Below are 15423 nucleotides of genomic sequence, written 5' to 3'. Positions count from 1 at the left end.
AACATCGCACCCCTGTAGGAGTGAGCCTGCTCGCGATAGCGGTGAATCAGTCGACAGGTGTGCTGCCTGATACACCGCTATCGCGAGCAGGCTCACTCCTACAGGTTTTGTGGGGCGATCTTTCATTTATGGAGTACAGCGAACCATGGCCGATCATGCGTTTGACTACCTGATTGTGGGCGCCGGGTCTGCGGGCTGCGTGTTGGCCAACCGCCTGGGCGAAGACCCGAGCGTGCGGATTCTGCTGCTTGAAGCCGGCCCGGCGGACAAAAGCTGGACCATCGACATGCCCTCGGCCGTCGGTATTGTGGTCGGCGGAACGCGCTACAACTGGAGCTACACTTCGCAACCAGAACCGTATCTGGACGGTCGCCAGATCGGAACGCCCAGGGGCCGGACGCTGGGCGGTTCATCGTCGATCAACGGCATGGTGTACATCCGTGGCCATGCCCGGGATTACGACGGTTGGGCCGAACAAGGTTGTGATGGTTGGAGCTATCAGCAGGTGCTGCCGTACTTCAAACGCGCGCAAACCCATGCCGACGGTGCAGACGATTACCGAGGGGCGTCGGGGCATCTGCACGTTACGCCGGGCGATACCGAAACGCCGTTGTGTGCGGCGTTTCTCGCGGCGGGCGCCGAAGCCGGGTATGGCCTGAGCAACGATTTGAATGGCTATCGTCAGGAGGCCTTCGGGCCGGTGGATCGCACCACGCGCAACGGACGACGCTGGAGCACATCGCGGGGTTATCTGAGCGAGGCTCTGGCGCGCGGCAATGTGCGGGTAGTCACTGACGCGCTGGCATTGCGCATTTTGTTCGATGGTAAACGCGCCATCGGGGTTGAGTACGAACAGAGCGGTAAGACTCATCACGCCCGCGCCCGGCGCGAAGTCGTGCTGACGGCTGGCGCGATCAATTCGCCACAGTTGTTGTTGCTGTCGGGCATCGGCCCTGCGGCTGAATTGCGCGACCTCGGAATCACCGTGAAGCATGACCTGTCCGGTGTCGGCAAACGACTCAACGACCACCCTGACACGGTCGTGCAGTACCTGTGCAAGCGGCCGGTATCGCTTTATCCGTGGACTACCGCGCCGGGCAAGTGGTGGATCGGCGCGCGCTGGTTTGTCACCCATGACGGGCTGGCGGCGAGTAACCATTTCGAGGCCGGCGCTTTCATCCGCTCGCGAGCCGGGGTCGAACACCCCGATTTGCAGCTGACCTTTATGCCGCTGGCGGTCAAACCCGGTAGCGTCGATCTGGTGCCGGGGCACGCGTTTCAAGTGCACATCGACCTGATGCGCCCCACCAGCCTGGGCAGCGTGACCCTGAACAGCGCCGACCCTCGACAGCCGCCGCGCATCCTGTTCAATTACCTGAAAACCGAGCAGGATCGAGCCGACTTGCGTGCCGGGGCACGACTGGTGCGCGAGATCATCGGGCAACCGGCGATGGCCGCGTTCAAAGGTGAAGAACTGGTCCCCGGCCCCGCCGCGCAAAGTGACGAAGCGCTGGACGCCTGGGCCAGACGCGTCACGGAAACCGGCTACCATGCCAGCGGCACCTGCAAGATGGGCCCGGCCGGCGACCCGCAAGCGGTGGTCGACCCGCAATTGCGTGTGCACGGTCTTGATGGACTGCGCGTGGTGGACGCGTCGATCATGCCGGTGATCGTCAGCGGCAATACCAACGCGCCGACGGTGATGATCGCGGAAAAGGCCAGCGATATGATCCGCGGACTGCAACCACTGCCGCCCATGGACGCGCCGGTATGGATTCATCCGCAATGGCAAACACGGCAACGATGATGTTTGAACGCAGAGATCACTCATGAGCAATCAACTGTCCGACAGCGCAAAGCACCCCGAAACCCGCTTCACCTGGCGGCGCGGTGACAGTGCGCCGTTGCGGGTCGCGGTGTTGCTGTTGCCATCGTTTTCCAATTTCGGCCTGGCCGCTGTGCTGGAACCCTTGGCCATCGCCAATTGGCTGACCCAACGGCCGATTTTCGAATGGACCTTGCTGTCGCTGGACGGCGAACCGGTGCAGGCCAGCAACGGCTTGATCACCGTGGCGAACCACGGCCTGCGCGCCGATCAGGGGTTTGATGTGTGCGTGGTGATCGCCAGTTTCGATGTGCACAAACACAGCCGCAACCTGGCGCTCAAGAGCTGGCTGCGCAAACAGGCGTTGTTCGGCGCGGTGTTGATGGGCGTGGAAACCGGCACTGAACTGCTCGCCGCCGCCGGCGTGCTCGATGGCTATGAAGCAGCGGTGCATTGGGACAATCTTCAGGGTTTTCAGGAAAGTTATCCGCGGGTGCTCGCCAAGCCACAGCTCTACACCCTGGAACGCCAGCGCATGACCTGCGCCGGCGCGACGACAACGCTGGACATGCTGCTGAGCTGGATCGGGCAAAGCGTCGACAGCGATCTGGCTCGGGAGATCGGCATGCACCTGCTGATGGGGCAGGTGCGTGCACCGGCGGACAATCAACTCGACAGAGGTCTGACTAACTCCGGGATGCAAGGCAGCAAGATTCGCCGCGCGGTGCAGTTGATGGAAAAGGCGCTGGAAGAACCGCTGGACTGCGAGGCAATTGCCAGCCAGGTCGGCCTTTCGCGCCGGCAACTGGAGCGCCAGTTCAAGCATCAGACCGGGCTGTCGCCGCTCAAGTACTACATCACTTTGCGCCTGGCCAAGGCACACAGCCTGTTGCAACAAACCCGCTTGAGCGTGGCGCAAGTGGCGGCGTGTTCCGGGTTCGGTTCGCTGGAGCATTTCTCACGCACCTATCGCGCCCGTTTCGGCTGCCCACCGAGCGAAGACCGCAGCCAGGTCTGGACCGCCCCGGTGATGCGCCAGCCGTTAAGCAAGGCGCATCGTCAGGTCGAGGCCGACTGAACTCACGCCCGATACCCGACCTCCTCTTCATCAAGAATGCCCATTAACGCGTTGAAATGCTTGTCGGCAAAGCCCGGATAGTCGAGCCATTGCCGGCAGGTCTTGCGCGCTATTTCATCGCTGGCGATGCGCAACTCGCGCCCGGTTGAAAGCGCGGTGATGTAGGTCTCGCAAGCGCGTTCGAAGTAATACAGATCATCGAACGCCTGAGCGATGGTCGGCGCGGCGACCAGCACGCCATGGTTGCCCATCAACAGAATCGGTTTGTCCCCCAGCAGATGGCTGACGCGCTCGGCCTCATCCCCAAGGCCCATGCCGTCGAAGCCGTCGTCGATGGCCACCCGTTCGAAAAAGCGCATCGAATTTTGCTCAATCGGTGGCAACCGTGAATCCGCCAGACATGCCAGCGCGGTCGCGTATTTCGAATGGGTATGCAGAATGCAGCGGGCGTGCGGCTGGTTGCGATGCAAGGCACTGTGCAAGGCCCAGGCAGTGATGTCCGGCGCGTCTGGACGGTCGAGGCTGGCAGGGTCGTCGGCATTCACCAGCAGCAGGTCACTGGCCTTGATCGTGGAAAAATGCTTGCCGTAAGGGTTGATCAAAAACTCTCGACCGTCCCCCGACACCGCCACGCTGAAGTGATTGGCGATGGATTCGTGCAGGTTCAAGCGCGCGGCCCAGCGAAAAGCGCAGGCCAGGCGGATTCTCAGTTGCTCGACAGCTTGATTCATCGCATCCCCTCTCGGCTCGTTTAGCGGTTGCTGGCAGTGTAGAGCGCCGGGTTGCGCGCACTTGACGGGAAGCGACACGGGTTGCCGTTATGACACGGCCGCACAATCGTGGGAAAACGGCGCGCTTATGCCGCGTTTGATCAAGAGCAGCGCCAGCGCCACCGCCATAGTGGCGGCCACGACCCACTGAGCTGGAGACGCAAATGCAGCAGATTCCGTTGTTTATCGCCGGTGTTTGGCAAGCGCCACAGGCGGTGCGATACCGCGATGTGATCAATCCGGCCACCGATGATGTATTGGCGCAAGTGGCCGTGGCCGGTCCCGTGGACACACAACGGGCGATCAACGCCGCGCGGGTGGCGTTCGACACCGGGCCGTGGCAGACGATGGCGGTGACCGAACGGGCGCAACTGATGCAACGGATCGCCGACTTGATCGAACAGGACGCCTCGAATCTGGCACGTCTGGAAACCCTTAACGCCGGCAAGACCTTGGTTGAAAGCCTTGGCGACATCGGCAATGTAGTCGCCACGTTTCGCTACTACGCGGCCTTGCTTGAAACCGAAAGCGCCAGCGTCAACAGCCATGCCCCGGCCCATGTCATCAGCTTCAACCAGCGCGAACCGGTGGGCGTGTGCGCCTTGATCGCGCCATGGAATTACCCGTTGCTGCAAGCGGTCTGGAAAATCGCCCCGGCCCTGGCCGCCGGCAACACCGTGGTGTTCAAACCCAGCAGCCTGACGCCCCTGACGGCGCATCGACTGACTGAATTATTGATTGAAGCCGGTCTGCCGGACGGCGTGTTCAATTTACTCTGCGGCCCCGGTGAGGTCGGTGAATTACTCGCCGCCAGCCCTGACGTGGACCTGGTCTCACTGACCGGCGGCGCCGGTGCCGGCGGCAAGGTGATGCGCGCGGCCACGGGCAATTTCAAACGTGTGGCGCTGGAGTTGGGCGGCAAGAATCCGAACATCGTGTTCGCCGACGCCGACTTCGAAGTGGCGCTGGACCAGGCGCTCAATGCGGTGTTTTTCAATGCCGGGCAGATCTGTTCCGCCGGTTCCCGGTTGCTGGTGGAGGACGGCATTCACGAGCGTTTTGTCGACGCCTTGCAGCAACGCATCCAGAAGATTCGCCTGGGCGATGGCCTTGATCCGCTGACGCAAATGGGCCCGCTGATTTCTGCCAGCCAGCGCGACCAGATCCTGACGATGATTGCCGGTGCCGTCGAGCAAGGCGCGAGGTTGCGAACTGGCGGCACAATTCCCGAACAGTTCGAACGCGGCTTCTGGTTGCGCCCGACTTTGCTCGATAACGTGACCTGCGAGATGCAGATCGCCAAGGAAGAAATTTTCGGCCCGGTGATCACTGTCGAGCGTTTCAGCGGCGAAGCCCAGGCGCTGCAGTTGGCCAATGACACGCCTTATGGCCTGGCAGCCGGCGTCTGGACCCGGGATATCGGCAAGGCCTACCGCATGGCCAAGCGGCTGCGGGTCGGCACCTTGTGGATCAACGACTACAACGCCGCGTTCCCGCAGGCGCCGTGGGGTGGCTACAAGTCCAGCGGCATAGGGCGCGAGTTGTCGCGGGCCGGGCTGGATGAGTTCACCGAGCTCAAGCACATCTACCTCAATACCGAACCGGCGCCACTGAACTGGTTCGGTGTCTGACGCTACCTCCAAGGAGTCGTCCCTATGAAAGCCTTGCTCTTGCTTGCGTCGATCACCCTGCCGCTGCTGGCACACGCGGCGGAACCGGAGTCCTGCGCCACGGTGCGTTTTTCCGATGTCGGCTGGACCGACATCAGCGTCACCACCGCCATCGCCAGCGAAGTACTGGAATCGCTCGGCTACAAAACCAAAACCACCCTGCTGTCGATTCCCGTGACCTATCGCGCGCTGTCCTCTGGTAAAGAGCTGGACGTGTTCCTGGGTAACTGGATGCCCACCACCGAAAACGACATCAAGCCCTTCCGCGACGCCGGCACTGTGGAAACCGTGCGCGCCAACCTGCAAGGTGCCAAATACACCTTGGCAGTGCCCGACTACGTCTACGACGCGGGGCTGCACGACTTCGCCGACATCGCCAAATTCAAGGACAAACTCAAAGGCCAACTCTACGGCATCGAACCCGGCAATGATGGCAATCGCCTGATCCAGAGCATGATCGACAAAGACGCCTTCGGCCTGAAGGATTTCAAAGTCGTGGAGTCCAGCGAAGCGGCAATGCTCTCGCAACTCAAACGCTCCACGCGAAAAAACGAGTGGATGGTGTTCCTCGGCTGGGAACCGCACCCGATGAACACCCGCAATAAGATGAAGTACCTCAGCGGTGGCGACGAATACTTCGGCCCGAACTACGGCCAGGCCACGGTCTATACCAACGTGCGCAAGGACTACCTGAAGGAATGCAGCAACGTCGGCAAACTGCTGCAGAACATGGAGTTCACACTGGCCATGGAAAACCAGTTGATGGACGCGGTGTTGAATCAGAATCAGAAACCAAGAGCGGCGGCGAAGGCGTGGTTGAAGGCCAATCCGGAGGTGCTGGAGGCTTGGTTGACAGGGGTGAGCAGTCGGGATGGGCAGGATGGGATTAAGGTTGCCAGTGCACGGTTGGCTCCTCGATCAGTTAAGCCATAACACTCTCTGTAGCAGCTGGCGAAGCCTGCGTCCGGCTGCGCAGCAGTCGTGAAATCAGACGATGCGGTGTTTCAGGAAGACCGCAATCTCAGGTTTCACGACTGCTGCGCAGCCGGACGCAGGCTTCGCCAGCTGCTACAAAAATTGCGTTACCGCAGAAATGCAGACGCATCCTGACGCTCTCATTACTTAAACAATTAATCAGCTTTTCCTTCCGCTGGGGTGACCTGACGACCGGCAGCAAAAATCAATTGCCAGCAAATATTACCTACGTCATATTACACCCGTAATAAACACCCGTTTTCACAGGTAACCCCCCATGACCAGCATGACCAGCCTTGAACCCGACCTTGCTGTCCCGGTGAGCACACCCAAGCCTCCTCTGCTCAAGCGGTTGATCCTGCTGACGGCGGTTATCGCTGCCCTGGGGTCTGCCGGGTTGTATGCGACTCACTGGTGGACGGCTGGTCGTTTCATTGAAGAAACCGACGATGCCTACATCGGCGGCGACGTCACGGTGATCGGCCCGAAAGTCGCCGGATATATCGAGGAAGTGCTGGTCACCGACAACCAGGCAGTCAAGGCCGGTGATGTGTTGATACGCCTTGACGCTCGCGACTACCGCGCGAATCTGGCCAAGGCCGAAGGCGCGGTCGCCGCCGAAGAAGCCTTGCTGGCCAATCTCGACGCCACCGAACAATTGCAGTACGCGGTGATCGGCCAGGCCCGCGCCGGGATCGATGCCGCTGGCGCGGAAACCTCCCGCTCCCGTGATGACAATGCCCGCTACAAGAAACTGGTGAACAGCAACGCTGTCTCGGTGGAAAGCGCACAACGGGCCGATGCCACGTTCAAGACCGCTCAGGCGCACAGTTCACGGGCCCAGGCCGAATTGCTGGCCGCGCAACGTCAGTTGAACGTGATCGACACCCAGAAACAGCAAGCCCGTGCCGCGCTGATGCAGGCTCGAGCCGAACGGGATCTGGCGCAATTGAATGTGGGTTACACCGAACTGAAGGCGCCGGTGGATGGCGTGATCGGCAATCGCCGGGCGCGGGTCGGCGCGTATGCGCAGGCGGGTTCGCAGTTGCTGTCGGTGGTGCCGTCCAGTGGTTTGTGGGTGGATGCCAACTTCAAGGAAGATCAGCTGGCGCGGATGATTCCGGGCCAACGGGTGATCATCCATGCGGACGTGCTTTCGGGGCAGGAATTCCATGGTCATCTGGGCAGTCTCGCGCCCGCTAGCGGCTCGCAGTTCAGCGTGCTGCCACCGGAGAATGCCACCGGCAACTTCACCAAGATCGTCCAGCGAGTGCCGGTGCGTATCGTCCTCGATCCGGCCGACGGTGTGCTCGGTCACTTGCGTCCGGGCCTGTCGGTGACGGCTGAAGTCGACACCCGCAAAAGCGCTGTAACTCCAGCCGTGGCCAGCGCACCATGAGCCGCGCCCTCGCCGTTCCTGCGCAACCGTTCAATGCCGCCGACATGGCGACGGCGACCAAGGTGTTCGCCTTCGCCAGCATGTGTATTGGCATGTTCATTGCGCTGTTGGATATTCAGATCGTTTCGGCCTCCTTGCGTGACATTGGCGGCGGGCTCTCGGCCGGCACCGACGAAACGGCGTGGGTGCAGACCAGCTACCTGATTGCCGAAATCATCGTGATTCCACTCTCGGGCTGGCTGTCGCGAGTATTTTCGACTCGCTGGTTGTTCTGCGCTTCAGCGGTCGGTTTCACCTTGGCCAGCCTGTTGTGCGGCGTGGCCTGGAACATTCAGAGCATGATCGCTTTCCGTGCGCTGCAAGGCTTTCTCGGCGGTTCGATGATCCCGCTGGTGTTCACCACGGCGTTCTTTTTCTTCACTGGCAAACAACGAGTGATCGCGGCTGCAACCATCGGCGCGGTGGCCTCGCTGGCACCGACGCTGGGGCCGGTGATCGGTGGCTGGATCACCGAGATTTCATCCTGGCACTGGCTGTTCTATATCAACCTGGTACCGGGGATTTTCGTCGCCGTGGCCGTGCCGATGCTGGTGAAAATCGACCATCCGGAATTGTCGCTGCTCAAGGGCGCCGACTACCTGAGCATGGTGTTCATGGCGCTATTTCTCGGCTGCCTGGAATACACCCTCGAAGAAGGCCCGCGCTGGAACTGGTTCAGCGACAGCACCATTCTCACCACCGCCTGGATCAGCGGTCTCGCCGGGCTGGCATTCATCGGCCGGACCTTGCACGTCGCTAATCCGATCGTCGATTTGCGCGCCTTGAAGGACCGCAATTTCGCCCTCGGCTGTTTCTTCTCGTTCGTCACCGGCATCGGCCTGTTCGCCACCATTTACCTGACGCCGCTGTTTCTCGGCCGGGTGCGGGGCTACAGCGCGCTGGACATTGGTCTGGCGGTTTTTTCCACCGGGGTGTTCCAGATCATGGCGATTCCGTTGTACGCCTTTTTGGCCAATCGAGTCGATCTGCGCTGGATCATGATGACCGGCCTGGGTCTGTTCGCGTTGTCGATGTGGGATTTCAGCCCGATCACCCACGACTGGGGCGCCAGAGAACTCATGCTGCCGCAAGCGTTGCGCGGAATTGCCCAGCAACTGGCAGTGCCGCCAGCGGTGACGTTGACCTTGGGCGGACTGGCGCCGGCACGGCTCAAGCATGCGTCGGGGTTGTTCAATCTGATGCGTAACCTGGGAGGCGCCATTGGCATCGCCGCTTGCGCGACCATCCTCAACGACCGCACCAACCTGCATTTCACCCGGTTGGCGGAACACCTCAACAGCACCAACGAAGCATTGAATCAGTGGTTGTCGCAGGTCGGCAACAACTTCGCCGCCCTCGGCCACAGCGGTGACACTGGCGTCACCGCGAGCCTGCATCAGCTATGGCTGTTGACCTACCGCGAAGCCCAGACACAAACCTATGGCGACGCGTTTTTAATGATCATGGTCTGCTTCATCATCGCCACGGCGATGGTGCCCCTGATGCGCAAGGTGCAACCACCGGCCGCGCCGAGTGCCGATGCTCATTGAGAACGCTCCGGGGGCCTATATATCCCGTTTTCGACGGATAGCTTATTTTTTTATCCCCAGCATCCGCCGCCAATCATAGGGAAAATGAACACTCAACGGCAGTTGATCGATTCTCCAGCGTGCCGGAAGTGGTTGATCAAACCTGGCAGCAACCTGCAATCCCATTTCGCTCGTGGTGAATGGCCCGCGCAGAGCTATCGGCGTGCGAGCAGCACTGTCTACGGCCTGCACCACGTGAGCATCCAGCCATGCTCCGTCCGGCATATGCACTTTCAGTGGCTGACCTATCTGCGCGTAGTTGATGTTAAGCGGCTCCAGGTAAATCAACAGCAGTGGGTCGGCCAACCGCTCCAGACGCATCAGCAACGTTCCTGGGCCGACGTTCTCACCAGGAGTAACAAGCACTTCTGCTATCCGACCACTCTGCGGCGCCGTCACTGACAAGGCTGACAACCGTGTCTTCAGCCATTGCTGTTCAGCATTTTGCTGGATCACCTCCCGATCAAATCCTTGAGGCAATTGATGAGCTAACTGCTCACGACGCTCGAAAGCCAACAAATCCGATCGAAACCCATCGCGTTCGGTCTGTGCGGCCAGCACTTCACCTCGAGTGGCAGCGCCTTGCTGCACAAGACTGTCCAACTGCTGAACACGTTGCTCTGCCCTGCCCACCTTGGCTCTGAGCAATTGACGCTCTTTCATGCCCAAATCAGAATCGCCTGGCCGCGCAGCTTCAACGGGCATTGCGGCAAGTTGCAACAGTCGGGCACGCCACTCCGGATTGTCGAGGTTGACCAGCGGTTGATCCGCCTGCACGTGCTCCCCCGCCGTGACGAACAGCTGCTCGACCCGACCGGCATCTCGTGAGCGCACCTCCTGAATGGGCAAGAGCAGCTGCGCCGGTGCGTCAATCATGAAGAGGCCATACAACAGCTTGCCGACAAGCCAGAGTAACGGGCTGGCCACCAGGAACAGGATCAGATACCAGCGTAGGCGAAAGGCCAAACGCTTGCCCGGAGCGTAGAGCACATTCAGTCCTTGCTCCTGAGTGGGGTTTTGCTCTTTAGGGCTATCGAAACGAATCTTCATGAGCCTCTCACCGTTTGGGGAAGTCGCGCCAGGCTTGCCAATCGATACCGGCAAGACCCTGAGGTTGTAACTGGTTACGCCACACCGCTACCTGGCGTTGCAATTGTTCAGCGGAGGCGCCCGCCCAGCTCTCGGTGGATGGCAACTGCGGCTCAGTGCTCTGAGCCAGACGAAATTGCAGATCTGTCCAACGTTGCGCAATCTCCCCTGCCAATTGCGCACTGTGTTGTGGGTTATGGGTGTAAATCATCAGGCTGACCTGACGTACCCCGATTGCCGGGAGCGCACAAGGCACACAGGGATGTCCGGACTGAGCCGCAACAAACCAGCGATGGTGGCTCGAAATTTCTACTGGCCATTGGCTTGCCACTGATGCCGCACGTAACGTGTCGAGCCAGTCTTTCAGGCGTTGATCGGGTACCGGCATACCGAGCTGTTCGACTTCGAGATCCAGATGAAGGCTGGCAAACAGAAGTCCATTAAGCTTTCCCAATAAATCCGTCAGTTGCTTGCGATGCTGCGGTTGAATCCAGTTTGGGTCGCCGAGTAGCAGACTCACTTGCAGACCACTGCGTGCAGCATCCTGGAGCAATTGTTCAAGCAATTGGCGGGTCGCCGACAGATTGGTCACCTGGACGGCGTTGAGGCCGAGATAGATTTTCTGCATCCCGGCTGTGCGCAATGCTTGCAGTTCCGCCTGACGACGCATGGGATCCAGTAACGCTTCGCTGTTCCAGACATAGGTGGCCTGAAGCCATTTTTTCGGCTCCATCGGAGCATTTTGACGCCGTGCCGCGGAGGTTGAGGCAACACCTGTCGCAGAGGGTTGCGGCTTGATCATCGGCGACCACTCCAAACGTTCGTCACCCAATAATGCAGCAAATTGTGGGCTGTCTTCGGTGAAGAGATTCAACTCGGCCTGACGCAACCAAGCGGCATGCCACGCCGCAATCAATTGAAATCCTGACTGAAAATAAACGCGTTCGGTGGTTGATAGGGCATTGAAGTTTCCATTCGCGTCCAGCGTACTCCGAGCCTTTTCCTCATTGAGAGCCAACGCGGCGGTATGCCATTGCTGACTGCGCTGCATGATCAACGCTTGCGCAGTGTTTTGGGCGCGCAATGCCTTGCTCAGCTCCAGACCCAACGAACGTTGTTCGGCCTCAACACGGTTGGTCGCCGCTTCGTAGCGTGCGTCGGCGACTTGTTGGCGAGCCCGCGTATTACCGACCAAGTCGAAAGGCGTAGAGAAATTGAGGCTGGCCAGCAAGCCGCTGCCCGCTTTGTTCGAATCGCTGCGATACTCCCGAGTGCTGGCCAGAGCGACATCGGAATCAATAGACGAGTACCAGGGGTTGTCTCGCTCTCTGTCGGCCAAATCTCGAAGGCTTTGCTTTTCCGTGACCCTTGGATGCTGATTCAACAGCGCCTGCCATTGAACCAATGGTTGTGGTTGTGGCGCGAGAGGCTCGGCTACTGCCTGGGCGCCTGCAGGTAACCCGCTCATGCTGATGCTAGCCAAATCTTCGCGTACGTCGACTTCGATTTTGGCCAGCGCCTTGCATCGGGTTGAAAGCCCTTCCCACTCATCTAACTGCAACTGACCTTCGGAAGTGCGCGACATGCCTTTTTCCATGCGCAGGCGAATCGCCTGACCAGCTTTCTTGGCCGCGGGAACGAGCGCATCACAAAAAGCTGATTCCTGTTGCACGCGCCACCAATCAGCGTAAGCGCTACGCAATGCCAGACGCTGGCTAGCAGCCTCTAAAGCAACCCGCGATTGCTGTCGTTGGCGTTCGTACTGATTGGTTTGCAGTAGGTCGAGCTGACGCTTAAGGCTGCCCAACAGAGGATGGCGTACACCAAGACTCAAATTTCGACCGTTATAATCATCGCGCACGTCTGAGGTGACCAACTCGTCAAAATGCCCGACGCCAGCACCGGCGAACACTTGCCATCCGGCCCGGTCCTGGTGAAGTTTGGCTTCTGCGTCCAGGGCTCGAAGGTCAGCTTGGCCTGCACGAAGCAGAGGATCTGATTGTTGCTTATCTATCAACTCTTGAAGAGTCAGCGGTTGAGCCAGCAACGAAGTAGATGACAGCGATAAAGTTAGAGCCAGTAGTACCGATCGCATTTTAAAACCTTGTGGCTTTTTTCAAGACCCACCATGGCGCCATGCTGCTTTCCTCATGGCCACGACGGAACACCTCATTGAGCATGGCAACCGCACTCCAGCAGCGCATGATCAACATGAATAGAGGATAAATCGGCACTAGCAACGCTAAGCGCAGGTCCTGCCGAGGTCGATCGGAGACGATTAACAGCAAGGCCCCGAACAATATTGCGGTGATCGTCAGATACAGCAGATAGACCAGAGACGACAAGACCAACAGCGTCGAGCCAGGCAGGGTAAACAAGGCCACTAAGGTGTAGCCAAGAATGATGAACGGCAGCACCAATTGGAAAAAGAAGCCACTGACGAGCACCATCAAAAAGCTCCGCCAACCTAATAGAGTCGGATTAATACTGTGGCTGTGCTTGCGGACGTACAGGAAAAAAAGGTCACCGTCCCAACGTAGCCTCTGCATGAGAAACTGCTTGAACGTCGTTGGAGCATCGGTATGGCCGATGGCTTCTGGTTCAAATGGGATTCTTAAATTATGACGCCCGAAATAACTTTTGATGCGCAGTGTTATATCGAGGTCTTCCGCTGTGTGAGTATCCCAGCCACCAATTTTTACAAGAAAACTGCGACGGAACGCGCCGAAGGCACCCGAGATGTTATTGACCAGATTCCACTCGGCCAAACCGATTTTCGACATATGGATCGAAAGCAAGTACTCCAGCGCTTGCATCGCCGCGGTCATGGAACTCCAGGCATTACGGACTCGCAAGCTGCCAGCCACCGCTGGCACCGACGGGTCCGCAAAATGCCGCACGATGGCACTGACCATATTGTTGTCAAACGACGTGTCACCATCCAGGGCCATCACAATCTCACCGCTGGCATGGGCCAGACCGGCATTCAATGAAGACACTCGGCCGCCACGCTGCCACTTGGCAATCGGACGAAGATGCCGCCGTGGATACAAACCAGGGTCTACCCGAAAGTCCCGTACCGCATGCAATGTAGGCTGGTTCAGGGTAGCGCCATCCACCACCGGTATCATCTCGATGTGTCCGGGGTAGGTTTGTTCGCACAGGCTTAACAGTGTCTGCTGCACATCCATCCCTTCGCTGTAACAGGTGATGATGCAAGACACTTTCGGTTGATAAAGGCTGTGTTGTGGGCGGTGGGACTGGCGTCGCACGAACCAGCGCAATACGCCCAACAACACCATAGTATTGAACGGCAGCTCAAGCAGCAGAAAATACGGAAAGAGCATATAGAACAATCGGCTCACACCACCTGGTCCCGCCAGTTGATTGAGTATTTCCTGAGTCTGATCGAAGAGTGGATTCATTGCAGCCTCAAGCCAGTTCGCTGGCTAGACGGGCCAGCAACAATTCGCCGTCCTCCTGTTCAAGCAGATCCTGCGGCGCAGTGAAGCTGACGACACGAAGAGATATCTGGCTGACCTCGGGTCCCGAGAACAACTCGGCGACCTTCGCCAGACGTTGTTTGACACTCAGCAGCCCTTCGGCCCCAGTGTGCGGGAGCATGAGCCAGAGGAACTCTTCCGAGCTTCGAGAGCATCGATCGGTTTCCCTGACTGTTTCCTGCAAACGATCGACCAGACTGTCGACGAAGGCATGCCCGCGGTGCTCGCCAAGTCGAAGCAGTGTATCGGTCAAGTTGACGAAGCGCAGACCAATCAGTGAAAACGCCGGCTGTTGATAGCGGCGTACGATCTGGATTTGCCAAGTGAGCAGGTCATAGAAATCCTTACCGCCCAATAAATTGAGTTGACCGAAGTGATTGGCCCCGCCAAGTTCATTGTTAAAGCCTTGGCGGCAGCGTAAACGTCCTGCTTCAGTCAAGCGGTAGTGCCTGATTTCACGCACCCGCAGCTTGTCGGGTGCATGCGCCAAGCCACAATCCAGGCAACGCGCCTGAACATCGGCATCAACGAAAAATGCCTGACATGACCGGCAGCGGTAGTTCTCGAGCGGTCGATCATAGTCGCTGCCAATGTGTCGCAATCGGTTCAGACAGTTAGGGCAAAGTAACATCCCGTCTTTCAGAAAGTTCTCTTGGGCACCCACATGGCCACAGGTAAAGCAGTGCAGTGAAGGCTGACGTGAAATGTCCAGGGCCTGGCATTCGGCGCATACATCAACATAGTTCAAACGGCCCGAACCGCAGCCTGAACAGAGTCGGACGCGATCAACCAGCACCCCTTCTTCCAGCCAGTTTTGCTGGGCCATCAGTGTCAACCAGACGAACGTATTGGCCTTCTCATCCTCGGCCAAAACCTCCAGCAATGGGTAGCGATAATGCTGAGGCACCTCTGGGTCGCGCAGTGCATGCACTTCTGCGCTGGGGCGAAACCACAACCACGAAAGCACCCGGCTTTCAAATCGATCAGACGCCCCCCCGCTATTAAAGAGTCTGAACCGTGCTCTCCACAATCTCCAAAGTGGCGTTACTTCCTGCAGATCAGTAGGAGGAGCACCATCGCCCAGAGCTTCGCACCAACCGTCCAAATCACGGCAGCAGTAAATCAAACTGAATCGATAAGAAGTATCTATACGCAGCTTACGAAGCAATTGCCCAGCAGAGACACCTGGCATGTCAAGCAACAACACATCAAACGCTGGAACGGCTAAAAGGCTGTCCAGATCGGCAAAGCGTTCCAGTTCCAAGAAACCAAAACCCGAAGTGAAATTGCCAAGAACTGCAATGCGTGGAGTTGAAGTGGGCATGATGTGGTCCCTATGGCAGACAAATAGCTCGCAGCCAGCAAAAGCGAAAAACAGTAGCATTTCGCCATATGATCGTCTAACTCAAAACGAGCCTTATAAGATCATTTAAGAGTCATTTTTGATTCCATATGTGTACTGCCGAGCCCTGCCGTTTAGAATTCG

The 15423-nt window shown here is 58.6% G+C and carries 11 protein-coding genes; 6 read left to right on the top strand and 5 right to left on the bottom strand.

Going from position 1 to position 15423, the window contains the following annotated elements; all coding sequences use genetic code 11:
- Nucleotides 1-145: 145 nt before the first annotated feature.
- Entirely contained in the window at nucleotides 146-1807 is a 1662-nt protein-coding gene (locus tag KGB06_RS09365; RefSeq protein WP_223514417.1) for a choline dehydrogenase, read from the top strand.
- Nucleotides 1808-1829: 22 nt separating this feature from the next.
- Nucleotides 1830-2903 carry a GlxA family transcriptional regulator gene (locus KGB06_RS09360; RefSeq protein ID WP_223514415.1) on the top strand — a complete coding sequence of 358 codons (1074 nt, stop codon included), beginning with the start codon at nucleotides 1830-1832 and terminating at the stop codon, nucleotides 2901-2903.
- A gap of 2 nt (nucleotides 2904-2905) precedes the next feature.
- Here KGB06_RS09360 and KGB06_RS09355 read toward each other — a convergent pair whose 3' ends face one another.
- Nucleotides 2906-3634, bottom strand: a complete 729-nt coding sequence (locus KGB06_RS09355; protein WP_223514412.1) for a class II aldolase and adducin N-terminal domain-containing protein — start codon at nucleotides 3632-3634, stop codon at nucleotides 2906-2908.
- 203 nt (nucleotides 3635-3837) lie between these two features.
- On the opposite strand from KGB06_RS09355, the gene KGB06_RS09350 reads away from it, so the two are divergent.
- The 4 genes from KGB06_RS09350 (at nucleotide 3838) to KGB06_RS09335 (ending at nucleotide 9306) form a co-directional block, all read left to right on the top strand.
- Nucleotides 3838-5304: an aldehyde dehydrogenase family protein gene (locus tag KGB06_RS09350; protein WP_223514410.1), complete on the top strand. Its 1467-nt coding sequence runs from the start codon at nucleotides 3838-3840 to the stop codon at nucleotides 5302-5304.
- 24 nt (nucleotides 5305-5328) lie between these two features.
- Nucleotides 5329-6276, top strand: coding sequence for a choline ABC transporter substrate-binding protein (locus tag KGB06_RS09345; RefSeq protein ID WP_223514406.1), 948 nt, complete (start codon nucleotides 5329-5331; stop codon nucleotides 6274-6276).
- A 319-nt stretch (nucleotides 6277-6595) separates the two neighbouring features.
- Nucleotides 6596-7717 carry an HlyD family secretion protein gene (locus tag KGB06_RS09340; RefSeq protein WP_223514403.1) on the top strand — a complete coding sequence of 374 codons (1122 nt, stop codon included), beginning with the start codon at nucleotides 6596-6598 and terminating at the stop codon, nucleotides 7715-7717.
- The gene (locus KGB06_RS09335; RefSeq protein ID WP_223514400.1) at nucleotides 7714-9306 is read left to right on the top strand and encodes a DHA2 family efflux MFS transporter permease subunit; all 1593 of its coding nucleotides are present in this window, start codon (nucleotides 7714-7716) and stop codon (nucleotides 9304-9306) included. Before KGB06_RS09340 ends, KGB06_RS09335 begins: the two co-directional genes overlap by 4 nt.
- Before the next feature lie 42 nt (nucleotides 9307-9348).
- On the opposite strand, the gene KGB06_RS09330 is transcribed toward KGB06_RS09335, so the two are convergent.
- The 4 genes from KGB06_RS09330 to KGB06_RS09315 all read right to left on the bottom strand — a co-directional run bounded on the left by KGB06_RS09330 (nucleotide 9349) and on the right by KGB06_RS09315 (nucleotide 15261).
- Nucleotides 9349-10395 carry an HlyD family secretion protein gene (locus KGB06_RS09330; RefSeq protein WP_223514398.1) on the bottom strand — a complete coding sequence of 349 codons (1047 nt, stop codon included), beginning with the start codon at nucleotides 10393-10395 and terminating at the stop codon, nucleotides 9349-9351.
- A 7-nt stretch (nucleotides 10396-10402) separates the two neighbouring features.
- On the bottom strand, nucleotides 10403-12481 hold the full coding sequence (locus tag KGB06_RS09325) for a TolC family protein (protein ID WP_223514396.1): 2079 nt from the start codon (nucleotides 12479-12481) through the stop codon (nucleotides 10403-10405).
- Nucleotides 12482-12530: 49 nt separating this feature from the next.
- On the bottom strand, nucleotides 12531-13781 hold the full coding sequence (locus KGB06_RS09320) for a glycosyltransferase family 2 protein (protein ID WP_411741841.1): 1251 nt from the start codon (nucleotides 13779-13781) through the stop codon (nucleotides 12531-12533).
- A gap of 85 nt (nucleotides 13782-13866) precedes the next feature.
- The gene (locus KGB06_RS09315) at nucleotides 13867-15261 is read right to left on the bottom strand and encodes a diguanylate cyclase (RefSeq protein ID WP_223514393.1); all 1395 of its coding nucleotides are present in this window, start codon (nucleotides 15259-15261) and stop codon (nucleotides 13867-13869) included.
- Nucleotides 15262-15423 lie beyond the last annotated feature (162 nt).

Source organism: Pseudomonas sp. GL-B-19 (assembly GCF_019956415.1).
Lineage (GTDB): Bacteria > Pseudomonadota > Gammaproteobacteria > Pseudomonadales > Pseudomonadaceae > Aquipseudomonas.
Note: the sequence above shows the minus strand (reverse complement) of the source record. Positions and strands in the feature narration are given on the sequence as shown.